Origin of the sequence: Halorubellus salinus (assembly GCF_020567525.1) — an archaeon.
Classification (GTDB): domain Archaea; phylum Halobacteriota; class Halobacteria; order Halobacteriales; family Natrialbaceae; genus Halorubellus; species Halorubellus salinus.
This window is the reverse complement of sequence record NZ_JAJCVI010000004.1, coordinates 556,465-579,225: the sequence shown is the minus strand read 5'-3', so window position 1 is coordinate 579,225 and position 22,761 is coordinate 556,465. Positions and strand designations below refer to the sequence as shown.

The 22,761-nt window shown below is 70.5% G+C and carries 25 protein-coding genes; 17 read left to right on the top strand and 8 right to left on the bottom strand.

The genetic code is table 11. The features are described from left to right. Both LI336_RS14210 and LI336_RS14205 read left to right on the top strand, forming a co-directional pair. A partial coding sequence (locus LI336_RS14210; RefSeq protein ID WP_227133202.1) for a phosphate ABC transporter ATP-binding protein occupies positions 1-546 on the top strand: 546 nt, incomplete at its 5' end. A 98-nt stretch (positions 547-644) separates the two neighbouring features. Continuing rightward, positions 645-1,250 (top strand): DUF8071 domain-containing protein, encoded by a 606-nt coding sequence (locus LI336_RS14205; RefSeq protein WP_227133787.1) that lies wholly within the window; start codon positions 645-647, stop codon positions 1,248-1,250. A gap of 239 nt (positions 1,251-1,489) precedes the next feature. Here LI336_RS14205 and LI336_RS14200 read toward each other — a convergent pair whose 3' ends face one another. The 3 genes from LI336_RS14200 to LI336_RS14190 all read right to left on the bottom strand — a co-directional run bounded on the left by LI336_RS14200 (position 1,490) and on the right by LI336_RS14190 (position 3,200). Continuing rightward, positions 1,490-1,801: a Sec-independent protein translocase subunit TatA/TatB gene (locus LI336_RS14200; RefSeq protein WP_438267283.1), complete on the bottom strand. Its 312-nt coding sequence runs from the start codon at positions 1,799-1,801 to the stop codon at positions 1,490-1,492. Positions 1,802-1,883: 82 nt separating this feature from the next. After that, entirely contained in the window at positions 1,884-2,486 is a 603-nt protein-coding gene (locus LI336_RS14195) for a YIP1 family protein (protein ID WP_227133785.1), read from the bottom strand. A gap of 33 nt (positions 2,487-2,519) precedes the next feature. Beyond that, a complete protein-coding gene (locus LI336_RS14190; protein WP_368408382.1) occupies positions 2,520-3,200 on the bottom strand; it encodes a thymidine kinase in 681 nt (226 codons plus the stop codon). A 642-nt stretch (positions 3,201-3,842) separates the two neighbouring features. Between LI336_RS14190 and LI336_RS14185 the strand changes: the two genes are divergently transcribed. Continuing rightward, positions 3,843-4,568 carry a guanosine phosphorylase gene (locus LI336_RS14185; RefSeq protein WP_227133784.1) on the top strand — a complete coding sequence of 242 codons (726 nt, stop codon included), beginning with the start codon at positions 3,843-3,845 and terminating at the stop codon, positions 4,566-4,568. A 154-nt stretch (positions 4,569-4,722) separates the two neighbouring features. Here the strand turns inward: LI336_RS14185 and LI336_RS14180 are convergent, their stop codons facing one another. Further along, a complete protein-coding gene (locus LI336_RS14180) occupies positions 4,723-5,499 on the bottom strand; it encodes a DUF547 domain-containing protein (RefSeq protein ID WP_227133783.1) in 777 nt (258 codons plus the stop codon). A gap of 192 nt (positions 5,500-5,691) precedes the next feature. Between LI336_RS14180 and LI336_RS14175 the strand changes: the two genes are divergently transcribed. Together LI336_RS14175 and LI336_RS14170 are read left to right on the top strand one after the other, a co-directional pair. Continuing rightward, a complete protein-coding gene (locus LI336_RS14175; protein WP_227133782.1) occupies positions 5,692-7,185 on the top strand; it encodes an HPP family protein in 1,494 nt (497 codons plus the stop codon). 94 nt (positions 7,186-7,279) lie between these two features. Then, complete coding sequence (locus LI336_RS14170) at positions 7,280-7,681, top strand: DUF7522 family protein (RefSeq protein ID WP_227133781.1); 402 nt, start codon at positions 7,280-7,282, stop codon at positions 7,679-7,681. A 21-nt stretch (positions 7,682-7,702) separates the two neighbouring features. Here LI336_RS14170 and LI336_RS14165 read toward each other — a convergent pair whose 3' ends face one another. Beyond that, positions 7,703-8,881 carry an NAD-binding protein gene (locus LI336_RS14165; protein ID WP_227133780.1) on the bottom strand — a complete coding sequence of 393 codons (1,179 nt, stop codon included), beginning with the start codon at positions 8,879-8,881 and terminating at the stop codon, positions 7,703-7,705. A gap of 114 nt (positions 8,882-8,995) precedes the next feature. Between LI336_RS14165 and LI336_RS14160 the strand changes: the two genes are divergently transcribed. From LI336_RS14160 to LI336_RS14145, 4 genes are all read left to right on the top strand, one after another. Next, entirely contained in the window at positions 8,996-10,270 is a 1,275-nt protein-coding gene (locus LI336_RS14160; RefSeq protein ID WP_227133779.1) for a potassium channel family protein, read from the top strand. A gap of 55 nt (positions 10,271-10,325) precedes the next feature. Next, positions 10,326-11,510: a TrkA C-terminal domain-containing protein gene (locus tag LI336_RS20430; RefSeq protein ID WP_227133778.1), complete on the top strand. Its 1,185-nt coding sequence runs from the start codon at positions 10,326-10,328 to the stop codon at positions 11,508-11,510. A 59-nt stretch (positions 11,511-11,569) separates the two neighbouring features. Then, complete coding sequence (locus LI336_RS14150; RefSeq protein WP_227133801.1) at positions 11,570-11,842, top strand: ubiquitin-like small modifier protein 1; 273 nt, start codon at positions 11,570-11,572, stop codon at positions 11,840-11,842. Between the two features lie 81 nt (positions 11,843-11,923). After that, positions 11,924-12,697 (top strand): Nif3-like dinuclear metal center hexameric protein, encoded by a 774-nt coding sequence (locus LI336_RS14145; protein ID WP_227133777.1) that lies wholly within the window; start codon positions 11,924-11,926, stop codon positions 12,695-12,697. A 48-nt stretch (positions 12,698-12,745) separates the two neighbouring features. Here the strand turns inward: LI336_RS14145 and LI336_RS14140 are convergent, their stop codons facing one another. After that, positions 12,746-12,973, bottom strand: a complete 228-nt coding sequence (locus tag LI336_RS14140) for a hypothetical protein (protein WP_227133776.1) — start codon at positions 12,971-12,973, stop codon at positions 12,746-12,748. Between the two features lie 174 nt (positions 12,974-13,147). On the opposite strand from LI336_RS14140, the gene LI336_RS14135 reads away from it, so the two are divergent. From LI336_RS14135 to LI336_RS14110, 6 genes are all read left to right on the top strand, one after another. Next, positions 13,148-14,002: a mechanosensitive ion channel family protein gene (locus LI336_RS14135; protein ID WP_227133775.1), complete on the top strand. Its 855-nt coding sequence runs from the start codon at positions 13,148-13,150 to the stop codon at positions 14,000-14,002. A gap of 88 nt (positions 14,003-14,090) precedes the next feature. Then, positions 14,091-15,287, top strand: a complete 1,197-nt coding sequence (locus LI336_RS14130; protein ID WP_227133774.1) for an MFS transporter — start codon at positions 14,091-14,093, stop codon at positions 15,285-15,287. An 81-nt stretch (positions 15,288-15,368) separates the two neighbouring features. Further along, the gene (locus LI336_RS14125; RefSeq protein ID WP_227133773.1) at positions 15,369-16,451 is read left to right on the top strand and encodes a deoxyhypusine synthase; all 1,083 of its coding nucleotides are present in this window, start codon (positions 15,369-15,371) and stop codon (positions 16,449-16,451) included. 128 nt (positions 16,452-16,579) lie between these two features. Continuing rightward, a complete protein-coding gene (locus tag LI336_RS14120; protein WP_227133772.1) occupies positions 16,580-17,044 on the top strand; it encodes a universal stress protein in 465 nt (154 codons plus the stop codon). Positions 17,045-17,116: 72 nt separating this feature from the next. After that, positions 17,117-17,776 (top strand): cyclase family protein, encoded by a 660-nt coding sequence (locus LI336_RS14115; protein ID WP_227133771.1) that lies wholly within the window; start codon positions 17,117-17,119, stop codon positions 17,774-17,776. Positions 17,777-17,967: 191 nt separating this feature from the next. After that, entirely contained in the window at positions 17,968-18,231 is a 264-nt protein-coding gene (locus LI336_RS14110; protein ID WP_227133770.1) for a hypothetical protein, read from the top strand. A 352-nt stretch (positions 18,232-18,583) separates the two neighbouring features. Here LI336_RS14110 and LI336_RS14105 read toward each other — a convergent pair whose 3' ends face one another. Next, positions 18,584-19,648, bottom strand: coding sequence for a Brp/Blh family beta-carotene 15,15'-dioxygenase (locus LI336_RS14105; protein ID WP_227133769.1), 1,065 nt, complete (start codon positions 19,646-19,648; stop codon positions 18,584-18,586). 101 nt (positions 19,649-19,749) lie between these two features. Between LI336_RS14105 and crtID the strand changes: the two genes are divergently transcribed. Beyond that, positions 19,750-21,270, top strand: a complete 1,521-nt coding sequence (crtID, locus tag LI336_RS14100; protein ID WP_227133768.1) for a bifunctional phytoene desaturase/3,4-desaturase — start codon at positions 19,750-19,752, stop codon at positions 21,268-21,270. Between the two features lie 110 nt (positions 21,271-21,380). Further along, positions 21,381-21,806 carry a hypothetical protein gene (locus tag LI336_RS14095; protein WP_227133767.1) on the top strand — a complete coding sequence of 142 codons (426 nt, stop codon included), beginning with the start codon at positions 21,381-21,383 and terminating at the stop codon, positions 21,804-21,806. Here LI336_RS14095 and LI336_RS14090 read toward each other — a convergent pair whose 3' ends face one another. Then, positions 21,807-22,691 carry an NAD(P)H-binding protein gene (locus LI336_RS14090; RefSeq protein WP_227133766.1) on the bottom strand — a complete coding sequence of 295 codons (885 nt, stop codon included), beginning with the start codon at positions 22,689-22,691 and terminating at the stop codon, positions 21,807-21,809. Between the last annotated feature and the right edge of the window lie 70 nt (positions 22,692-22,761).

Below are 22,761 nucleotides of genomic sequence, written 5' to 3'. Positions count from 1 at the left end.
CGGAAGCGCATCGGGATGGTGTTCCAGGCCCCGAACCCGTTCCCGAAGTCCATCAAGGAGAACATCTCGTATGGGCCCCGCAAGCACGGCGACCTCGATACCGGCCTGCTCGCCAGGCTCTTCGGCCGGGACGACACCGAGGAGGAGCTCGAGCTCGTCGAGCGAGCGCTCAGGCAGGCGGCGCTCTGGGACGAGGTCAAGGACCGCCTCGACGACAACGCCCTCGGCCTCTCGGGCGGCCAACAGCAGCGTCTCTGCATCGCTCGCGCGCTGGCGGTCGACCCGGAGGTCATCCTGATGGACGAGCCCGCGAGTGCGCTCGACCCCATCGCCACCTCGAAGATCGAGGACCTCGTCGACGAACTCAGTGAGGACTACACCGTCGTCATCGTCACGCACAACATGCAGCAGGCGGCGCGCATCTCGGACCAGACCGCCGTGTTCCTCACCGGTGGCGAACTCGTCGAGTACGACGACACCGACAAGATCTTCGAGAACCCCGAGAGCCAGCGCGTCGAGGACTACATCACCGGCAAGTTCGGGTGACGTCGGTCGACGGCCGCGTCGTGGAGTCGTCGGCGATAACCGTGATATCGATTTGACTGTTCGGTGGTTTGATGTTTCTGTCTCGTGGAGGTGTACGCATGGTGAAGTCGACAGACGAGCCCTCCAGCAAGGACGACTCGGCGCTGTCCGCGGTCGACGCACCGATGACGCCGTCCGACGGCGTCGACCGACTCGCTGACGTCCTCAGTCGTGGACGGGACGCTTTCCCGACGACACGCATCGTCCACGGCCTGTTCGGCCGTCGCACGTCAGTCTCGGTCGGCATAGTAGCCCTCGCCGCCGCCCTCGCCGTGGGCGCAGCCCAACACGTCTTCGCGACCGTCGGGTACGAGACGCTCGAATCCTGGGTGTACGGGACGTGGACGGGCACGAACCCGGAACCGCTCGTGTTCCTCGGCGTCGCCGCACTCCTCGCGCTCGCGGTCGCGAGCGCCGCCGTGAACGCCGGCCTGGTCCCGACGACCGCACTCGTCGCCGCACCCGTGTACGGCATCGCGTTCACGCGCTACGGGACCAGCGAGACCTTCTCCAGGTTCGGGCCGGACGTCGTCTCGCTCCCCGAAGCAGCCGCGTTCGCCGCGTTCGCCGCCCTCCTCGCCGCCGTCCCGATCGCCGTGGTCGGATTCGCGGTCGGCGTCGCGCTCCGCCGCGACCTCCCACTCCCGGGGCCGACCGAGGAGTGACCGTCGGTTCACTCACCGTCCCGTCGGTTCACTCACCTCCTTCTCGCGACTCTACCGGCAGGCTATCAGCACCGCGAACCAGCCATCAGCACCGCGAACCAGCCGGTCGTGGCTCGTGCCACGTGACGTGAATCAGACGGCGTAAATCAGTTACCGCGATAGAAAATCCGAACGCGCGCGTCCCTGAGTCGGTGGACTGAGCGAGAAGTCGAGAACCGAGAACGGGCGCAGGGCGGCGTTCAGGCCGACGGCGTGCGGTCCGAGTCGACGTCGGTCTCGAGGTCGGGGTCGGCGGTCGAGTCCGTCTCGAGGCTGGGGTCAGCGGTCGAGTCGATTTCGTCGGCATCCTCGGATTCGACGCTGGTGGCGTCCTTGATCTCTCGCTCAATCTCGTCGCGGCCCTTCTGGAACTCGCCCATGGCCTCGCCGCTGGCGCGTGCGAGCTTCGGGAGCTTGTTCGCGCCGAACAGGAGGACGACGAGCATGAAGATGATGACGAGCTCGGGGCCGCCGAGGCCGCCGATGAACAGGGGTTGAAGCATACGTATCAAGGTACCGAACGCGCTCTGAGAGCTTAAACGTAGCTCTCGGCCCGGAGGACGACTGAAGCGACGGTTCCGGGTCGTCGAACCGCTAGATGATGTACCAGTTGCGGAGGAGGGTCTCGATGGCGTCGAGTGCGCGGAACCCGTAGCCGTACGCGACGACGCCGGGGACGAGCGCGAGCACGACCGCGCGCACCGTGGAGACGCGGTGGACGACGCGGACGCCGACGACGAGGAGCACGAACGCGTACAGCCCGCAGATAGCGCGCACCTCGGGGGCGGGGATCCCGGCGAACACGCACGGGGCGGTCGCGTACCCCAGTACTTGCACGGTCTCGCTGACGCCGCCGCGGTCGGGGGCGAGCGCGGCGAGGAGGAGCGTCTCGACGGCCGCGAGCAGGTGGAGGCCCGCGGGGGCGACGAGGAGCACGGCGACGCCGAGCCAGAGTGCACCCGACAGCAGTTCGCTGTCGGCGATCACCGGGTAGGCGTCGTCGACGAGCACGAACCGCGTGGCTTCCGCGACGAGCACGACGAGCATCGCGAACGTCAACCCGGGTGCCTGATCGCCGGGGGCGACGCCCGTGCGGTAGAACCGCGACGGCGCGGTCGCGACCTCGAACCACGCACGCAGCACTGCTCGCGGCCCACGGTCGCGGCCGCCTTCGGTGGACTCGACCCACTGCGTCATCGTGCGTCCTGCGGGAGTGCGTCGGTCATCGTGTCACTCGTCCGCCGGCGGTGCGGACGGTCGGTCCCCGAGGGCGTCCTCGTCCGCGCGGTCTCCGTCGGCGAACTCGTCGAGACTCCGGTCGAGCGACCCCGTCTGGAGCGTGTGGCAGTTCCGGCAGCGCGCCTCGTAGGACTCCTCCGCGCCGACGAGGATGGTGGGGTCGTCGACGTGCGCGGGCTCGCCCTCGACGAGCCGCTGGTTGCGCGTCGCGGGCTCGCCGCACACCGAGCAGATCGCCTGGAACTTCTCGACGTACTCCGCGGTCGCCATCAGCTCGGGGAGCGGATGGAACGGCTCCCCGCGGAACGTCTGGTCGGTCCCGGAGACGACGACGCGATGCCCGTCGCTCGCGAGCTGGTCGCAGACCGCGACGAGCGTCGAATCGAAGAAGTTCGCCTCGTCGACCGCGACGACGTCCTCGTCCGTGACGTGCTCGACGATCTCCCAGACGCCTTCGCCCTCGTTCGGGACCGCGGTCGCGTCCCAGTCACGGCCCTCGTGACTCCCGATGACGTCGTCGCCGTACCGGTCGTCGACCGCGGGCGTGAACACGGCCACGTCCTGCTCGGCGATCCGCGCGCGCCGGAGCCGCCGCAGCAACTCCTCGGTCTTCCCGGAGAACATGCTCCCCGTGATGACCTCCACCCAGCCGCTGTTCGTGATGGCGTGCATTCGACAGCCACGAAGAACGGCGGATGCGAAAAGCTTCCTGTATCGCGACGCACCAAACCGCGACCGACCCGTGACCGCAACGCGACCGCACCGCGACTGCACCGCGGCCTGCCCTCCCCCTGCTCGCCGCGCCCGCCGCCAACGCGGCGCGCGCCGCTCGCGGCCCGGCAGCGAGTCGAATCGGGCGTTCGACCGTCGGTTGGCGCGCGCTGTCGCGGCGCGACGAGCGTCGGCGAGTCGCGGCGCGTCGATACCGTGCGAGGGACGACGCGCGGCAGCGCCGCGCGTCGTCGGTTGGGGAGGGCGAGGTTCGGTGCGGTCGCGGCGGCGGAGGCGGCGCAGGCAGCAAGGGAAGCGGCGCAGGCAGCAAGGAAGCGGCATCGCCAGCACTGCCAGCGACAGCCACGGTGAAGAAGCCGCCCCTCGCCGACGACCCCACCACTCCACCCACCCACGCACCATCTCCACCCACCCACGCACCATCTCCACCGACGCACCATCTCCATCCACCACCCCCGCGCACAACCCCCACGACCAACCCAAAGGTTTACATTCTACGTGAACCCCACCCGGTGCGAGCACGCCCCCAAACCCGAACCGCGGAACGCGTCGTTTTTGCCCCCGACCCGCGAACGCGGCGACATGGCCAAGCAACCGCATCTGCTAGTCGAAGACGGCGACGTCCACGAAACAGCGATCGTCCCCGGCGACCCCGGACGCGTCGACCGCATCGCGAACATGTGCGACGACAGCGAAGTCGTCGCCGAGAACCGCGAGTACAAGGTCGTGAACGCCACGTACGACGGCGTCGACCTCACCATCTGCTCGACCGGTATCGGCTGTCCGAGCGCCGCCATCGCCGTCGAAGAACTCGCGGCGGTGGGCGTCGAGACGTTCATCCGCTGCGGGACCACCGGCGCACTCCAGGAAGGCATCGAGATCGGCGACATGATCGTCGCCACCGGCGCCGCGAAGAACGAAGGCACCAGCAAGCGCTACGAAGCCGCCGAGTACCCCGCCGTCCCCGACTACGACGTCCTGTCCGCGCTCGTCGACGGCGCCGAAGCGAACGACGAAGACGTCCACGTCGGCCCCATCGCGAGCGACGACGCATTCTACGCCGAGACCGACGAGTACGTCGACGACTGGGAGCAAGCAGGCATCCTCTCCGTGGAGATGGAAGCCGCGACCGTGTTCACGCTCGCGCGTCGCAAAGGCCTGCAAGCCGGCGCCATCTGTACCGTCGACGGGAACCTCGTCGAAGGCACCCAGAAAGGCGAGACGGACGCCGACGAACTCCCCGAGAAAGCGAAGAACAACGTCGAGCGCGCCATCCAGATCACGCTCGACGCCACCACGCAGGTTTAAATCGGAAGTCGCGGCGAACGACGGCATGCGCTAGCGAGTCGTCGTCCGCGCGGCCACGGCGGGAGCGCAGTCGTCCCGCGGACGCATCCGAGACTGCCTGCTCGCCACACGGATCTTCGATCCAGCACGCAACCCACCGACAGCCCGGGCGCCGTCACGCGTCCGCGTACTGGCCGAGCTTCAGCGTCCAGTCGTAGTCCCCCCACGCAAGCGACAGCCGGCCGGCAGCCGGCACCGCGTCGTGCTCGCGGAGGAACCGCTTGATGCCTGCTTTCCCACCGAAGTCGCCGCGGTACCACGAGAACAGCTTCGGGACCGTCGCCGTCCTCGTCGACGGGTCGTAGCTGACCTCGGTGTCGAGGTACCCTCGCGTCGACGCGTCCAATTGCGCGTCGACGTCCGCGGCGGTGTAGGCGAGCACCGGCGGACACGACGCGGCACCGCAGTTCAGCGCGAAGTGGACGCGGGGGTCGACGTCGTCGACGCGATGCCGGCGCTCGAACCGGCTCTGGCGGAGTCGCGGCACGTACCCGAGACCGACACCGCTCCGGGAGCGGCGGAGGATGCCGTGCTCGACGTCGTCGACGGACAGCGACTCGCCCGCGACCGCGAGGAGGTCCCGGCGGAAGATGGGGCGTCGAGGGACGACCCCTCGTTCCTCGAACAGCCGCGGCTCCTCGGCGAGGTAGTCCTGGACCGAGGCGTTGTACACGTTCAGCCAGAACGCCAGGCGCGCGTCGTCGCCGTCGAGCGCATCGGCGAGCGCCTGCGGGTCGAGGTCGGCGAGGGCCCGACGGTAGTCGGCGGGGTCGCCGTCCCCGGCCTTCGTCGCTCGCACGTACCCGACCGAGAGCGAGATCGGGTCCGCGGGCACGCTCGCGTCGCCCACAGCAGCGTCCCCGGGCGCGTTCGCGCCACCGTCAGTCGTCATACCCGATGGTAGGGGGTGCGTTCGCATAAGCGGTGGGCGGCCGTGCGACGCGGACACGACGCCGACTCGCGCCGGCCACGCCCGGACACCGGCCCGTGCCAACCACGCCCGGCCGCTGACCGGCCCGGCCACGCCCGGACTCCCCTCGACCGGAGGGAACCGCTTTACTCTCTCGGTGTGGAAGAGTCGGGCATGTTCGAGGGGTGGCGGCCGCGGCTCTGGAGCGCGTGGCGGCGCGTCCGCCGGATAGAGCGCCGCGAACTCCAGGAGTTCAGGAACTGGGTCGAGCATACGGGGAACCTCCTGCATCTGTCCGTACTCGCGTTCGTCCCGCTCCTCATCGCGTTCGTCACGTACGTCTCGCAGGTGAGCGAGGACGTGTCCTTCCTCCTGTTCCCACCGCTGGCGTCGGGGACGTACACGCTGTTCGCGAACCCGGAGAGCAAGTACGCGTCGCCCGTCCGGTTCGTCGGCGGCCTCACTGCGGGCGCACTCTGCGGGCTGTTCGCGGTCCGGACCACCGGAGTGCTCCCGTGGACGACGGGGAGTCCCGCGGCGACCGCTACGAGCGCGGCGGTCGCCATCTTCGCGGTCGGCACCGTGACGTGGGCGGCGGACGTGGAGGCGCCGTCGGCGTTCTCCGCGGCTCTCCTGACGCTCGTCGCGGACTACGGCGAGGTCGTGCCGTACGTCCTCGGCATCCTCGTCGCGTCGTCGTTCGTCGCGGGCGTGTTCTACGCGTGGCGCGAACTGTTCTACGACCGGCGGGCGCAGTACCTCTACCAGACGACGAAGGGCGACGACCACGTGCTCGTGCCGGTCGTCGGCGACCAGGGCCGGGAGGCGGCGTTGTTCGCGGCGCGTCTCGCGGCGGCGCACGAGGCGGGGAAGGTCGTGCTCCTGGACGTGGTCGCGGACGAGGACGTCGCGGCGGCCGAGGACGCCATCGTGGCCGAACGCCGCTCCGACGGGGCGGCCGTCGGGAACGAGGACGCTGCGAACGACGACGGTGGCGTCGGCAGTACGGCGGCGGAGGCGCGCGAGCAGGTCGCGGGGCAGGCGGCGATGCGGTTGGAGCGCCTCGCGAGCCGTATCCGGACGCAGGTCGGCGTTCCCTGCGAGGTCGTCGTCGCGAGCGCGGCGTCGGGCCGGACGAACGTGACGCTCCGAGCTGCCGAGGAGGCGAACTGCGACCTCGTCGTCGCGCCCTACGAGGAGTCTCACGGTTCGCTCTCGCCGTACCTGAAGGGGTTGTTCGACGCGCCCGTGGACGTCGTCGTGTTCCGGAGCGGCGACGACGAGCTCGACCGGGAGTGGCGGCGCGTGCTCGTCGCCGTCGGTCGTCCGGGCGACACGGCCCACGCGATGCTCGACTTCGCGACGCGCGTCGCCGGTCGAGCGGGAGCGCTCGCGGTCTGTCACTGCATCGACGCGGAGAGCCAGCGGCGGCGCGCGGAGGCGATGCTCGCGAACCTCGTCGAGACGTTCGACGTCGGGTTCGAGACGCGCGTGTCGCGAGCGAGCATCGAGCGGTTCCTCGGAGCGAACGCCACCCAGTACGACCTCGTCGTCGTCGGCGCGAGCACCGACCGGTCGGCCGCGTCGCGGTTCCTCGCCCCGCCGACGTTCGAACGCATCACGGACGTGGAGACGGACGTCGCAATCGTTCACCGTGGCAGTCACTGACCGCGTCCCGGTCCACCCTCACGAACACGCACACGACGGCGCTTGATTGCGATTCCACCGCTACGTTCAAGCTCACACGCGCCCTAGACGTGGCATGTCTTCGCACGCGACTCTCGACGAGAAACTGGTCTCGGCCATCCGAACTGCCCTCGGCGACGGCCTCCGGAGCGTCGTCCGCTTCGACCGCGACGATTGGGCGGCGTGCTATCTCCGTAGCGACGTCGACCGGTCGGTCGGCGGCCGGGACGCGCTCCAGGCGTGGTTCGTGGAGAACGAACGCCTCGGGTTCGAGTCCGCAGCCGCGTACGGCGAGTACGCGGACAGCCACGACGTCGAACCGGCGTTCGGCGAGTACGAACTCACCGTTCGCGTGTTCGAGGACGGGCTCGTCGGGCGCGTCATCGTCGGCGACCACGGCGTCATCTTCACGACCGATCGGATGGCGCTCCGGAACGTCGAGGACGCCGGCCTGGCGGCCAGGAACGTCCTCGCCTGACCTCGTCGACGGCCAGCGATCTCACTCGCCGTGGTCGTTCGACGTGGCGAGCGGGCCGTCGACGAGGCGGTCGGCGATGATCTCGGAGTCCGTGCTCCCGAGCGCGGACTCGACGAGGAGGTGCCCGCCGATGAGTGCGGGACTGATGACGGTGTCCGCGCCCGCTCGCTTGAGTTTGTCGACGTTCTCGCGGTCGGTCGCGGCCGCGACGATGTTCACGTCCGGGCGGAGTTCGCGCGCGGTGAGGATGGCGAGCGCGTCGTTCGCGTCGTCGTTCGTCGCCGCGACGACTGCTCGCGCCCGGTCGATGTGTACGCGAACGAGTGGTTCCTCGTCGCTCGGGTCCGCGACGACGAGCGGGACGTCGCGCTCCTTCAACTCGGGAATCGAGTCGTTGTCGGGTTTCGCGACGACGACGAAGTCGACCTTCGCGTCTGCGAGTTCGGTCAGTATCGGTTCGGTCAGGTCGCCGAATCCGAGGACGACGACGTGGTCCTCGAGGAGTTCCAGTTCTGATTCGTTCATGCGTCCAAGTGCGGTCTCGAAGCGGGCTTCCAGGAGTGGTGCGAACAGCGCGCCGAGTGCGGCCGTGAAGCTCGTCACGCCGACGATGAGCACGGACACGGCGAACAGTTCGCCGATGGTCGACTGCGGGGTGATGTCGCCGTACCCGACGGTGCTCGCGGTGACGACGGTGAAGTAGAACGCGTCCGCGAGCGACTCGACCCGCGGGAACTCGTCGCGGAGCGCCCACGTGCCGACGGTCCCGTATATCTGCGCGCCGACGAGCGCGAGCCCGGCTGCTATCTGGGAGTTCGTGAGTGCGACCTCGCGGTCGAAGCGCTCGCGGTTCCACAAGCAGACGCTGGTCGCGACGACGGAGAGTGCGACGAGCGGGATGGAGAACACGCTCGACTGGATGAGGCCTTGTGCGGCCGTGACGGGGAGGAGAACGACCGCTGAGAGCCACGAGACGTAGAGCGCGCGCCGCATCGATGCGGCGGACACGAGGAGCACGAACCCGGTGAGGGTTCCGCTGAACCCGGCGGCTTGCTGGACGCCGCTCGGGACGTACGCGGCGAGTGGACCGGCCGTCGGGCTCGTGATGTTCACGAGTCCGGTCGCGACGGAGAGGGCGGCGACGGCGCTGACGAGCGCTGCGGTCGCGCCGACGCCAGTCGGCCGGAATCGCCAGTCCATGCCCCGGCGTGCACGCTGGGTCGACTTAACGCTCTCGGCTCTGGTCGACTGCGTCGTTCCGAGCGACGGCGTCCGGCGACACCCATTTCACTGAGGGGCGTGTCCCCGACGGGTATGGCTTCGCTTCCCGTCGAGTTCCTCTTCGGCATCTACCTCGGTCTCCTGACGGGGATCGTCCCGGCGTTCGTCTCGGGGATGCTCGGGTTCGCGTTCAAGTACCTCACTGGCGTCACGCTCCCCGGGCTCGGGGTCGTCGTGCTCGCGGTCGCCATCGCCGGCATCAACGGCGGCCTCATGGGGCTGCTGGACCCGGCTGTCGCGAGTTCGCCGCGCGTCCTGACGGCGATCATCGTCGTGATGATGTTGTCGCTGTACGCGCACAGTCAGGGCGACAAGCTCGGGGTGGCGCTCCCGAAGCGGTTCTCGCTCCGTCGGCTCCGCGAGCGGACGCTGTCGGCGGACGTCCTCGACGTCTTCGGTGGCGTCACGGTGACGGTGACGGGCGCGGTCGGCGACGTGGAGGGGTATCCGCCGCTGCCCGCGGACCTCCGCGGGAAGATCGCGGAGTCGACGTGGTCGTTCCCGGGCGACCTCCCGCTCTCGGAGCTCGAGTCGCGGCTCGCGGACCGCCTGCGGACGGAGTTCGACCTCGCGGACGTCTCGGTGACCGTCGATTCGGGCGGGCGGGCGTCGGTGTCGGCGGCGCCGCCGACGGGGACGCTCTCTCGGTCGGTCCCGAAGGGCAAGCGCGCGGTCTCCGTCACGGCGTTGCTTCCGACGGGAGTCGCTCGCGGCGACGAGGTGGTGGCGACGACCGGGGACGCGTCGGTGCGTGCGACGGTGCTGTCGGCGGAGACGACGGGCGACGACCCGCCGGAGCCACGGCCGCCGGTGGTGTCACCGGACGAGGACGTGGTGACGGACGGCGGGACTGACGAGGCGGCTCCCGCGGCGCCGGTTGCGGCGCCGACGACGGACGGCGGCGAGGGGCGCGTCACGCTCGCGGTGGACCGCGGGGAGGCGACGGCGCTCTTGCGCGCGGACCGTGCTCGCGTTCGCGTCTGCTCGCGGGGCACGCACCGCGAGTTCGAGCTCGTGTCGCTCCTGCGGCGCGCCGGGAACCGCTTCCGGCGCGTCACGGTGCGCGCGGACGGCCCGCTCGACGGGACGACGATCGGCGAGGCGGGCGTCCGGGACGCGTACGGCGTCGCGATCCTCGCGGTCCGCGAGTCGACGCAGAGCGCGACCGCGAAGAAGCGCGGCGGCGAGAGCGCGGAGAGCCGCTGGCGGTTCTCGCCGCGGGGCGACGTCGCGCTCGGGGCGGGCGACGAGGTGTTCGTGGTCGGCCGGACGGATGCACTCGATGCGTTCGTGGAGGTGGTCGCGTGAGCGAGCGCAGCGAGCGAACGCGAGTACGCTTGCCGTCCCGTCAAGAGGTGGTCGCGTGAGCTCGCATTCGCTGGTGGCTGTCGCCGTCGAGGTCGGGACGCTCTCGGCGCTCGCTGGCGGCGTGAGTCTCGTCGTTGCGGTGGTCTACCGGTGGTGGGGTCGGGAGCGCGTTCCGGAGGGTATCGCGCTCCTGCTGGGGTTGACCGCGGTGGCGCTCGTGTTGAACACCGAGCAGACGCTGAAGCAGGTGCTCGATAGTGGTGGCGGCGGTGGCATCGACGAGTGGGAGGCGGCGCGGGCGGTGACGACGTTCACGGCGAGCGCGATCGTCGCGGACCTCGGGCGGCGCGTCGGTGACCGGGGTGCGGCGCGCGCGTTCAGCGAGGGGGCGTCGGCGCGGTTCGACCGCGAGCTCGCGCAGGTGGTGCGTGCCGGTGGGCGCGTGCTCGCGGTGACGCTCCCGGAGGACGTCGACGACATCGACGGGTACGACCCGGTGCCGGTGGAGACGAAGGAGGCGTTCGCGGGCGAGCGGTTCGTGTTCCCGCGGCGCGTCACCGTCGGCGAACTCGAGGACCGCATCCGCGCGCGCCTCGAGGACGACTACGGCGTCGGGCACGTCGACGTGGCGGTGACCGCCGACGGCGACGTGACGTACCTCGCGGTCGGTGCGCGCGAGGCGGGGCTCGGGCCGACGCTCGCCCCTGGTGCGGCGGCGATAGCGGTGCAAGCGGACCCGGCGAACGCCGCGAGCGCGGGCGACGTGGTGCAGGTGTGGGCGAGGAGTGCGGACGGCGAGCCCGAGCGCGTCGCGAACGCGGAGGTTCGCGCTGCGGTCGACGACGTCGTGACGCTCGTGCTGGACGCGGACGACGCCGCGGCGCTCGCGGACGACGTCGCGTACCGGCTCGCGACGCTCCCGAGCGCGCCCGCCGTCGAGCGCGAGTTCGCGGCGCTCCTCCGGGCCGCGGACGAGACGATGGGCGCGGTGGTCGTGGACGCGGACAGCCCGCTCCAGGGGTCGGTCGTCGGCGCGCTCGACGTCACCGTCGCCGCCATCCGCCGCCCCGACCGGGGCGTCACCCCGATCCCGGCGCGAGACACCCCCATCGAGGTCGGGGCGACGCTGTACGTCGTCGCCCGCCCGGACGCCCTCCGCGCGTTCGAGACCGCGGCCGCGAACGTGACCGCGCCCGTCGACGCCGTGACCGACGCGTCCGTCGACAGCGCCGACGACTGACGCCGCCTTCGGTGGGGCCGTCCGAAATCGACTTCAGCGAGCGCGACGGACTCCCGGTCGTGCACTGGAAGCTGTTCGCGGACCTCCGGGAGCGCGCCGGCGCGGAGACCGTCGCGGTCGGCGACCCCCGGACGGTCGGGGAGGCGCTCGACGTGCTGCTCGCCGAGCACGACGCGCTCCGCGAGCGCGTGCTCGACGCCGACGGCGACGTCGTCGCGGACGTGAACGTCCTGAAGAACGGCGCGAACGTATTCGACGCCGGCGACGGCCTCGACGAACCCGTCGGCGAGGGCGACGAACTCGCGCTGTTCCCGCCCGTCTCCGGCGGCTGAATCGCCCGCCGGGACCCGTCGTCGTCGACGCTCGGCGCGAGAACCAGCGGTCTGAAGGCCCCGGCGAGCGCACGCTCGGGTATGCGACTGTCGACGTTCTGCGACCGGCTCGACGACGAGCTCCGGACGAGTGACTACGCGGCCCTGGACGCGAGCGCGAACGGCCTCCAGGTCGGGCCGCGCGAGGGCGACGTGGAGCGCGTCGCGTTCTGCACGGACGGCGTCCGCGAGACCGTCGAGCTGGCGGCGGACTGGGGCGCTGACGTGCTGGTCAGCCATCACGGCGTCTCCTGGGGTGGCATCGAGCGCGTCACCGAGCGCGCGCACGACCGCATCGCGCCGCTGATCGAGAACGACGTCGCGCTGTACGTTTCGCACCTCCCGCTCGACGGTCACCAGGAACTCGGGAACGCCGCGGGCGTCGCCGACGTCCTCGGCCTCGACGCGAGAGAGCCGTTCGGCGCGGTCGGCCCCGAGTACGCCGGCACCCGCGGTCGACTCCCCGACGCGACGACGAGCGACGCCCTCCGCGACGCACTCGCCAGCGACCTCTCCACGGGCGGGCAGCCAATCCAGGTCCTCGACCACGGCCCCGACGAACTCCGGGACGTCGCCATCGTCACCGGCGACGGCAGCGACTACGTCGACGAAGCCGCGCGCAAGGACGTCGACGTCCTCGTCACCGGCGAAGCGAAACAGAAGACGTACCACGAGGCCCGCGAGGTCGACCTCACCGTCGTCCTCGCCGGCCACTACGCAACCGAGACATTCGGCGTCCAATCCCTCCAGTCGCTCGTCGACGACTGGGACGAACCCGTCGAGACGACGTTCTTCGACGTCCCCACCGGCATCTGAGCGACTCACCCCGTCGACCGACGCCACCGTCCCCAGTCCGGTTGCGGACTACACCTCGGGTTCGTTCCGCGCGTGCGAGACCTCGCGGTCGCTCGTCGCCCGTACCAGGTCCTCCGCGTCGTACGCCATCTCGTCGCCGTTGTCGAGCTCGGACACCGTCACCACCGTCCCGTCCGCCGACCACGCCGCTCGCAGCCCGTCACGTTCGACCGCGTCGAACTCGGTCTGCGCCAGCTCGTACGCGAGCTCGTCCGCCTCAGTCTCACCAAGCGTCATTACGCGACCCGTGACGCCCCAGTGCCGTGTGCGTTTCGACCGCCGCGACCCACTCCCCGAAGGCCACCGCCCTCCGCGACCGGCGCGTTCGAGTGCGATGGACCGGCGAACGACGGCGTCGGCCAGCGAGTCCCCCACACTCAAGGTCCTCGTCCGCGCACGGACAGCCGACACATGGCGCAACCGCGGACCATCGACACCCTCATCGGCGAACTCGTCGCCGTCTCCCAGGACGCGCTCGTCCTCGCGGTCGTCACCGCGAGCATCTACCTCCCCGCGCGCTACCTCCTCGTCCCCGGCGTCAAACGCGGCCTGCGCGCGCTCGACGTCGACGACGCCATCACGCTCCCGCTCGGGAAACTGCTCTGGGCGGCGTTCAGCGGGTTCGCGTTGTTCGCGGGCGTCACCGTCTCCGGGCTCGCGAGCTTCCTCGCCGCCACCGAAGCCATCACGGCCGGCGCCACCGTCGCGGTCGGGTTCGCGAGCAAGGACGTCCTCGGGAACCTCGTCAGCGGCGCGTTCATCGTCCTCGACCCCACCTACAACATCGGCGACTGGATCCGCTGGAAGGACAACGAGGGCATCATCGAGGACATCAGCTTCCGCGTGACGCGCATCCACACGTTCGACAACGAGCTCGTCGTCGTCCCGAACTCGGAGCTCACGGCGAACGCCGTCACGAACCCGGCGGCGAAGGACCGCCTGCGGGTGTCGACGACGTTCGGCATCGGGTACGAGGACGACATCGAGCGCGCGGAGTCCATCATCATCGAGGAGGTGCTCGCGAACGACGACGTCGTCGACCGACCCGGCCCGACGGTCCGCCTCGCGGAACTCGGTGACGACGCGGTCGTGCTCGACGCGCGCTTCTGGATCGCGGACCCCGCGCGGAACGACTTCGTGCGCATCCGCTCGGACCTCACCACCGCCATCAAGACGCGGTTCGACGAGGCGGGCATCAGTCTGCCCGCGCCCCAGCGCGAGCTCTCCGGGGCGGTATCGACCACGGGCGCCGGCGGCGACGCCTGACCGCGGACCCTTACCGCGGACGGCGTTCGTGCACGTCGCCCGCCAGCGGGCTCCGCGTTTAAGTCGCGTGCGAGGGAACGGTGTGTCGATGGATCGGAAGTGGCGGATGCTCGCGGTGCTGTCGGTCGCTGAGCTCCTCGCGATGACCCTGTGGTTCTCCGCGAGCGCGGTCGGCCCGGAGCTCGCCGACCTCTGGGGGCTCACGCCCGCCGAGACGGCGTGGTTGACGAACGCCGTCCAGCTCGGGTTCGTCGCGGGCGCGCTCGCGTCGGCGGCGTTGACGGTCTCGGACGTGGTGCGGCCGCGGTACCTGTTCGCGGCGTCGACGGCGGTCGGCGCGCTCGCGACCGCACTCATCGCGTTCGCCGTGGACTCGCTGCTACCCGCGGTCGCGCTCCGGTTCCTGACGGGTGCGGCGCTCGCCGGCGTCTACCCGCCAGGGATGAAGCTCGTCGCAGGCTGGTTCGAGGAGGGCCGCGGGTTCGCCATCGGCGTGCTCGTCGGCGCGCTCGCCGTCGGGTCCGCGGCCCCGCACCTCCTGCGCGCCGTCGGCGGCGTCGGGAATCCGCGGCTCGTCCTCTACGGCGCGAGCGCGCTCGCGCTCGTCGGCGGCGTCCTCGCGCTGTTCGTCGAACCCGGCCCGTACCAGGCGCCCGCCGCCCCGTTCGACCCCGGCGCCATCTGGCGGGTCGCGACCGACCGGCCGACGATGCTCGCGAACGTCGGGTACTTCGGGCACATGTGGGAGCTGTACGCCGTCTGGACGTGGATCCCCGCGTACCTCGCCGCGGGCTGGGCGGCCGACATCGGTGGCGACGCGGCGGCCGTGCTCGCGTTCGCGACCATCGCCGCCGGCGGGCTCGGCGCCGGCGTCGCCGGCCGTATCGCGGACCGCATCGGCCGCACCAGACTCACCGCAGCGAGCATGACGATCAGCGGCGCGTGCTCGGTGCTCGCCGCCGTCGTCTTCGGCGCGTCGGTCGTCGTCCTCGTCCCGTTCCTCCTCGTCTGGGGCGTCACGGTCGTCGCGGACAGCGCGCAGTTCTCCGCCGCCGTCAGCGAGCTCGCGGACCCGAGTTACGTCGGGAGCGCGCTCACGCTCCAGACCGCCGTCGGGTTCCTGTTGACGACCGCGAGCATCCAGTTGACCGCGACGGTCGCCGACGCCGTCGGCTGGCAGTGGGCGTTCCTCCCGCTCGTCGTCGGGCCGCTCGCCGGGACCGCCGCGATGCTCGCGCTCGGCCGGTCGCCGGCCGCGAGCGCGCTCGCCGGCGGCCGCGGCTGACGCCACGGCGACCACCGTCCTCCAACCGGGGTCGGCCCCGATTCCGAGTCGTTCAAACGGCTGGCCGTCGCACTCGCGGACATGACCAACGACGACGCCCACGACGACGCTGGCGCTCACGATGGCGACGACGCACACGACGAGCACGGCGACCACGAAGGACACCCCGAACCGGAGCGCGAGACGTTCCATCACGACCCGATCGGGCACGCGGACGTCCGCGGTGGGATGACCGTCGGCGAGCTCGTCGACGAGTACGGGCACGCGGGCATCGGGGCGGCGGACGTCAGCGAGGCCGTGGACGTGACCGCGGAGATGTTCGGCGACGAGGACACGACGGTGTTCATGGGGCTCGCGGGCGCGATGGTGCCGACGGGGATGCGCCAGGTCGTCAGCGACCTCGTCCGGGACGGCTACGTGGACGTGCTCGTGACGACCGGCGCGAACCTCACGCACGACGCCATCGAGGCCATCGGCGGGAAGCATCATCACGGTGCCGACCACTGCCCGGGGAAGTCCGCGCGCGAGCACGACGAACAGCTCCGGGACGAGGAGGTCGACCGGATCTACAACGTCTACCTCCCCCAGGAGCACTTCGCGCTGTTCGAGAGCCACCTCCGCGACGAGGTGTTCCCGGAGATCGAGGAGACGGTGACGATCGCGCGGCTCTGCGAGGAGCTCGGGCGCGCGAACGCCGAGGTGAACGAACGCGAGGGCATCGAGGAGGACCCGGGACTCGCGGCCGCGTGCTACGAGCACGACGTCCCCGTGTACTGTCCCGCGGTCCAGGATTCGGTCCTGGGCCTGCAGGCGTGGATGTACACGCAGGTCACGGACTTCCAGCTCGACGCGACCGGCGACATGGGGCCGCTGACGGACCTGGCGTTCGACGCCGAGAGCGCGGGTGCGTTCGTCGTCGGCGGCGGCGTCCCGAAGAACTTCGTCCTGCAGACGATGCTCGTGTCGCCGGACGCGTACGATTACGCCGTCCAGCTCACGATGGACCCACCCCACACGGGCGGGCTGTCGGGCGCGACGCTCGACGAGGCGCGGTCGTGGGGGAAGCTCGAGAAGGCCGCGCGGAACGCGAGCGTGTACGCCGACGCCACCATCACGCTCCCGTTGCTCGTCGCAGCAGCACGCGAGCGCGTCGAGAACGAGTGAGAGCACGGCCGTCCCGTGAGCGCGATGCCGCGAGAGCGGTCGCGTGAGCGCGATGCCGCGACCCCGATACCGCGAGTTACTGTTCGTTCGGAGATACCTTCTTGGTCGCCGCGTGCCTCCCATCAGGTGTGACGATACTCGTTCCCTACGACGGCTCTGCGCTCTCGAAGACGGCGCTCTCGCGCGCCCAGACGTTCGCCGAGTACACCGACGACGACCTGCTCGCGCTCGTCGTCATCCCCGACGAACCCGGGTACGCCCACCGGCACGCGTGGTTGGAGCCCGAGGACACGTTCGACGTGGGCGTGATCGAGCGCAAGCTCACCCAAGAGATCCGGGACGTGGCGCCGAACGCGGACGTTCGCGCGGCGTTCGTCGAGAACACGGAGCCGACCGCGGACACGACGATGGTCGTCGTCCGCAGCATCAAGGAGGTCGCCGCGGAGGTCGCGGCGCGCGTGGTGTTCGTCGGCAGTCAGAACGCGGGGAAGGTGACGCGCCCGCTCGCGAGCATCGGCGGGACCGTCGCCGACGACGCCCGCTACGACGTCCACATCGTCCGGCATCCCGACCCGGAGTTCGCGAGCGACTGAGGTCGCAGTGGGCGTCCTCGGACGGGTACTGGAACCACCATCGCTTTCTCGCCGGTGGGCGTTCGTGGCGGCATGACGCTCACGGATCTGACTCACAGTGTCGCCGACGGGATGCCGGTGTATCCCGGGACGACGCCGGTCGAGTTCGAGCGGACGACGTCGGTCGCGGCGGACGGCGCTCGCGCGCACGTCCTGACGCTCCAGACGCACGCCGGGACGCACGTCGACGCGCCGTGCCACATGCGCGAGGGCGCACGATGCCTGGACGCGTTCGACGTCGACGACTTCCGGTTCGACGCCACCCTGGTGGACTGCACCGGTCACGGCGCTCGCGACCCCATCACGGTCGCGGACCTCCCCGACGAGGGCGTGGCGGCGGACGCGGACCTGCTCGCGTTCGCGACCGGGTGGAGCGAGCACTGGGGGACCGACCGCTACCGCGACCACCCCTACCTGACGGGGGACGCCGCAGCGTGGTGCGCCGAGCGCGACTGCTCGGTCGGCGTCGAGGGGTTCAGTCCGGACCCGACGCCGAGCGCGGTCCCCGACCGGGAGCGCGATGACGAACCGGAGGGGTATCCGGCGCACGACGCGCTGTTCGCCGAAGACCAGTTCATCGTGGAGAACCTCGCCGACCTCGTGGCCGTCCCCGACTCGTTCGTCCTGCACGCGTACCCGCTCCCCATCGAAGGCGGCGACGGCTGTCCGGTGCGGGCGGTCGCCGAGCACTGAGTGGGTCGACGCTGGCGGGTCCCTGGGGTGGTTGCGGCGAGATGCCCGGCGGCAACGATGGCACCAACATGAACTTTTATTATAGACCGGTGTGGTTGTAGGGACACGATGAACGCAGTACACCTCGCCGCCGCACGCATCACCACGCCGGACCGCACCCGAAACACCACACCACCCACCCCGAACCCCACATGAGCACTCGAACCGACGCCACGTACGACGACCCGACGACCGCCAGCACGCACACCGACGCGACGACCACCGACTTCTCCGCGAACGCCGAGAACCCGCAACCGGCCAGCGGCGACTCGCGACCGACGACCGGCGACGCCCCGACCCCGCACGGCGACGTCCCCTGGACCGAGCGCTGCAAGCGCCAGTTCTCCACCACCGACACCAACCGCATGCGGAACCTCAACGACGACCAGAACCAGGCCATGCAGGACGGCGTCTGAGGACGTCGCTACGCGACCGACCGAGCGAAGGGAATCCTCAAGACCCACGCGCCGGTAGCCTCGACCGGCCGATGACGACCCCACCGGGCCGAGCCGGGGTGGCACCCGCGCGACGACGAGCCCTATGAGTACCGAGGCCATCCGTTCACGCGCCCGGATCGCCACGTGACCGGTCGACGTACGACCCCGACCGGTCGGGGGAGTTCCCCGCGGCTCCTGTCAGGTACTCTCAGTCTTCTCTCGCGGCGACGAGCGTCGTCCGCCCTGGTCGTCCCGGTGGGCGTGCGCCTTCGGCTGGCGGTCGCGGCGCGTTGCTGGATGACCGGTCGCTGTCCGGTCGAGGAGGGGACGTTCAGGGCACGTACCAGATGCCTCGCTCGTCGTCCAGGATCGAGCCGACCACGACGTGCGGGAGTGCCACGATGCTGATGAAGATGCTCCAGAACGCGACCGCGCCCGGGAGGAGGCTGCCGCCCGCGAGCGGGTTCGGAACGACCCAGTACACGACCGCCAGCACGGCGAACGTCGCCAGCGCGCCAGCGACAAGCACCCCCCAGGCCCGTAGTGCCACGGTCGAGGCGTCACCCGCCCCGAGCAGGTCCCAGCCCTCCTCGTCGACGGGGTCGGTCCCGACGGTCTGCGTCCGAGCGACCTGCCTGGCCGAGTACCAGAACGGGAAGTACAGTCCCACCGCCACGAGCACGGGGACTGCAGCGAAGAAGCCGGCCAGGAGCGTTGACTCGCCGGCGTCGACGAGCCAGGACCGCCCGCCGCCGCGAAGGTACCCGAGCGTGACGTGGACGAGCAGTGCCCCGCCGTAGCCGACTCCCACGAGGACACGCGTGACGTCGAAGTGCCGGGCGTACGGCGCCAGCGCCCCCGGGTCGACGAGGCCGACCATCAGCGAGCTGAACGCGTGGAAGGTGTCCGGCCAGAAGACGATGGGGACGAGCATGACGGCGCCGCCCCGGACCGCCGCCGCGAGGTATCGCTGCGGTCGCGAGCGAAGGTGCTCGGTCCCGCTCGTCGCGTCCAGGACCTTCAGGCCGCCGAGACCGCCCTTGGCCATGGCGACGACCAGCGCGAGCACCAGGCCAGCGACGGGCGCGGCCAGCAACAGCCCCACGAAGGCGGCGATCGCACCCAGGTACAGGCCGACGTACCGGAAGCGGAAGCTGGGGCGACGCCGTCTGAGGTTCTCGAAGTGCTCGTAGCCGCCGTGCGGGAGGTTCAGCGCCACCATCCCGACGAGGTAGACGACCATCTGGGCGCGCAACGGGACGCGGAGGCCCGCGGTCCGCGCCACGAGGAACGCGACCGCGAGGACCGCGAGGGCGACCCGGGAGAGCGGCAGCGACGGATGCACGTCCGAGCGACGGTGCCATCGGTCGAGGAACCCCTGCGTGAGCGCGCTCATCGCCTTCGACCTACGGACGGACCGGTTTTAAGCGCGCCTCCGAATCCAGCGACCTGGGAGCGCGGGGCACGCTGAAACCGGTGCCATCCCGAACGACCGCTATGGGGAACGGCTTCGCTGCAGATCCGACAGTGACCGTCGTCGGGGGCGGGTTCGGTGGCCTCTCGGCGGCCGCCTACCTCGCGCGAGCAGGTGCCGACGTGCGACTGCTCGAACAGCACGAGCGAGTCGGCGGTCACGCGGGCGTCCTCGAACGCGACGGGTTCCGCTTCGACACCGGTCCGTCGTGGTACCTGATGCCGGACGTCTTCGAGCGGTTCTTCGCACACTTCGACCGGGAACCAGGCGACTACTACGAGCTGGAGCGCCTGGACCCACAGTACCGGGTCCACTGGAAGGACGGCGACGCCGCGACCATCCGACCCGACCGTCGACAGGTCGGCGAGGTGTTCGAGTCCTACGAGGACGGTGCCGCCGAGGCGCTCGACCGGTACCTCGCGACCGCCGAGCGGAACTACGACCTGGCGATGGACCGCGTGGTGTACGAGGGCCGCGAGGGGCTCCGTGACTACGTGGACACCGACCTCCTGCCGCTCCTCCCTCGCTTGCGGCTGCTCGGGAACATGGACGACTACGTCGAGCGGTACGTCCAGCACCCGAAACTCCGGCAGTTGCTGGAGTACACGCTGGTCTTCCTGGGCGGGGCCCCCCACAACACGCCAGCGCTGTACAGCATCATGAGCCACGTCGACCTGAACCTCGGCGTCTTCTACCCCGAGGGCGGAATCGCCGGGGTCGTCGAGGCGCTGGCTGCGCTCTGTCGAGAACAGGGAGTGACCATCGAGACCGACGTCGCTGTCGAGCGCATCACGGGGTCGGCTGGCGGGTTCACGCTCTCGACCGACGCCGGCGAGCGAGAGACGGACCTCGTCGTCAGCAACGCGAACCCGGCGTACACCGAGCGCGAGTTGCTCGACCCCGAAGCCCGCGGGCACGACGACGGCTACTGGGACGCCCAGACCTACGGGCCTTCCGCGCTCATGCTCTACCTCGGCGTCGAAGGGGAGCTGGACCAGCTGGCGCACCATACGCTGGTCTTCCCGACCGACTGGGACCCCCACTTCGAGTCCATCTTCGAGGACCCGCGGTGGCCCGAGGACCCGGCGTACTACCTCTCGGTCACGTCGAAGACCGACCCGACCGTGGCGCCCGACGGCCACCACGCCGTCGTCGTCCTCGTCCCGATCGCTCCCGGGCTCGACGACGACCCGGAGGCCCGGGCTCGCTTCCGCGAGTCGGTGCTCGACGACCTCGCGGAGAACGCGGGCGTCGAGCTGCGCGACCGTATCGTCGTCGAGGAATCGGCCTGCGTCAGCGAGTTCGCGGAGTACTACGGCGACCCCGGCGGGACCGCCCTCGGACTGGCTCACACCGTGTTCCAGACTGGCCCGCTGCGGCCGGGGCATCGCGCGGACGTGGACGGCCTCTACTACACCGGCGCGTACACGACGCCGGGCATCGGGATGCCGATGTGTCTCGTCAGCGGCGAGCACGCCGCCGCCGCCGTCCTCGAGGACCATCCGGGGCTCGTCGAGGGACCCGCCACCGTCCCGTCCCGCTGAACGGACCGTCGCCCCCGGACCGGGGACCGCTCGAACGCGACGCTCGAGTCGACGAGGAGGGCCACGAGGCGACCGGAAACACTCAAACCCCCGAAGCGGCTAGGCGTCGTGTGAGACGCTCGCTCCTCGTCTACGACGGCAGTCGCTCGCTGTTCCGCGCCGCCGCAGAGGCGGCGACCAGTCGGTCTGACGACGTCCGTGCCGTCCGCTGGGATTCGCCAGCGGTCCAGGCGTTCCTGGAGGCACAGTTCGACGACCGACCGTTCGCGTTCCTCCTCGTCGAGGACGACGCCGTGTACGTCGGCGAGGCGGCCGTCGAGCGGATCGTCGCTCGGACGGGTGTCGCCGACTCGGTCGTCGAGGGCCTGCGGCGAGCGTACGCCACCGGTGGCGGCGTCTTCGGTCGAGTGCTTCACGGCCGGACGATCGCGGACCTGGACGGGACGTTCCCGCTGACCGCGGACGCGGCAGCGCACCTGGAGGACCTCAGGGAGGTTCGAGAGATACCCGTTCGAGACGGGAGGACCGACGCCTGATCAGGTGTCGGCGAGCGCACGCCGGATCGCTTCGTCGACCGGCGTCTGGTCGATGGGGACGACGCGCTGGAGGTCGCGGTCGGGCGCGACCGTCACCGGATTCCGCATGCTCTCGACGAGCGGACGCGCGATCGCGTACTGGACGTCCGTCGTCAGCCGAAGCCAGTGCGAGGACAGCCCCGGCGACATCACCGGCACCGGCACGATCAGTATGCGTTTGCCTTTCTCCTTGGCGGTCAACTGCAGCAGGGACTCGTACGACCAGACGGTCGGTGCGCCGATGTCGTAGATGCCGTTGCGGGTCTCGTCGACGTCGAGGACGCCGACGAGGTAGGCGACGGCGTCGTCGATACCGATCGGTTGACACGGCGTCCGCACCCACTTCGGGACCGTCATCACGGGCAGTCGGTCGGTGAGGTCGTCGACGATCCGGAAGCTCGCGCTCCCTGCGCCGATGATGATCGCTGCGCGGAGGACGGTCAGGTCGAAATCGCCGGATTCGAGCACCGATTCGACCTCTCGACGGGACGCGAGGTGCGGCGAGAGGTTCCGTTCGTCGCCGCTGATACCACTCAAGTAGACGACTCTGTCGACGCCGGCGGCGGACGCTTGCTCCCGGAACCGGCGGGCGTACGTCCGGTCGAGTTCCGCGAAGTTCTTCGCGGTGAGCGAGTGTATCAGGTAGTACGCGACGTCGATGTCGTCGCAGAGTCCCTCTAGCGTCGCCGGGTCGCCGAGGTCGCCCTCGAACGTCTCGACGCCCTCGGGGAACGCCGACTCGCTCGCGCTCCGGGAGAACGCGACGACGTCGTGGCCGGCGGACTGGAGTGCTTCGACGAGTCGACCACCGACGAATCCGGTCGCGCCGACGACGAGGACACGCATCACTCTCACTACGGGCCGTCGTCGGAAGGGTGTTCGGTTGGACGGGGCCGTTCGGTTGGACGAGGTCCGG

Excerpts from the sequence above, each read along its gene's own strand:
- LI336_RS14205 (WP_227133787.1), top strand. The coding sequence starts at position 645 with ATGGTGAAGTCGACAGACGAGCCCTCCAGCAAGGACGACTCGGCGCTG.
- LI336_RS14195 (WP_227133785.1), bottom strand. The coding sequence starts at position 2,486 with ATGACGCAGTGGGTCGAGTCCACCGAAGGCGGCCGCGACCGTGGGCCG.
- LI336_RS14190 (WP_368408382.1), bottom strand. The coding sequence starts at position 3,200 with ATGCACGCCATCACGAACAGCGGCTGGGTGGAGGTCATCACGGGGAGC.
- LI336_RS14185 (WP_227133784.1), top strand. The coding sequence starts at position 3,843 with ATGGCCAAGCAACCGCATCTGCTAGTCGAAGACGGCGACGTCCACGAA.
- LI336_RS14180 (WP_227133783.1), bottom strand. The coding sequence starts at position 5,499 with ATGACGACTGACGGTGGCGCGAACGCGCCCGGGGACGCTGCTGTGGGC.
- LI336_RS14175 (WP_227133782.1), top strand. The coding sequence starts at position 5,692 with ATGTTCGAGGGGTGGCGGCCGCGGCTCTGGAGCGCGTGGCGGCGCGTC.
- LI336_RS14170 (WP_227133781.1), top strand. The coding sequence starts at position 7,280 with ATGTCTTCGCACGCGACTCTCGACGAGAAACTGGTCTCGGCCATCCGA.
- LI336_RS14165 (WP_227133780.1), bottom strand. The coding sequence starts at position 8,881 with ATGGACTGGCGATTCCGGCCGACTGGCGTCGGCGCGACCGCAGCGCTC.
- LI336_RS14160 (WP_227133779.1), top strand. The coding sequence starts at position 8,996 with ATGGCTTCGCTTCCCGTCGAGTTCCTCTTCGGCATCTACCTCGGTCTC.
- LI336_RS14145 (WP_227133777.1), top strand. The coding sequence starts at position 11,924 with ATGCGACTGTCGACGTTCTGCGACCGGCTCGACGACGAGCTCCGGACG.
- LI336_RS14140 (WP_227133776.1), bottom strand. The coding sequence starts at position 12,973 with ATGACGCTTGGTGAGACTGAGGCGGACGAGCTCGCGTACGAGCTGGCG.
- LI336_RS14135 (WP_227133775.1), top strand. The coding sequence starts at position 13,148 with ATGGCGCAACCGCGGACCATCGACACCCTCATCGGCGAACTCGTCGCC.
- LI336_RS14130 (WP_227133774.1), top strand. The coding sequence starts at position 14,091 with ATGGATCGGAAGTGGCGGATGCTCGCGGTGCTGTCGGTCGCTGAGCTC.
- LI336_RS14125 (WP_227133773.1), top strand. The coding sequence starts at position 15,369 with ATGACCAACGACGACGCCCACGACGACGCTGGCGCTCACGATGGCGAC.
- LI336_RS14115 (WP_227133771.1), top strand. The coding sequence starts at position 17,117 with ATGACGCTCACGGATCTGACTCACAGTGTCGCCGACGGGATGCCGGTG.
- LI336_RS14110 (WP_227133770.1), top strand. The coding sequence starts at position 17,968 with ATGAGCACTCGAACCGACGCCACGTACGACGACCCGACGACCGCCAGC.
- LI336_RS14105 (WP_227133769.1), bottom strand. The coding sequence starts at position 19,648 with ATGAGCGCGCTCACGCAGGGGTTCCTCGACCGATGGCACCGTCGCTCG.
- crtID (WP_227133768.1), top strand. The coding sequence starts at position 19,750 with ATGGGGAACGGCTTCGCTGCAGATCCGACAGTGACCGTCGTCGGGGGC.
- LI336_RS14090 (WP_227133766.1), bottom strand. The coding sequence starts at position 22,691 with ATGCGTGTCCTCGTCGTCGGCGCGACCGGATTCGTCGGTGGTCGACTC.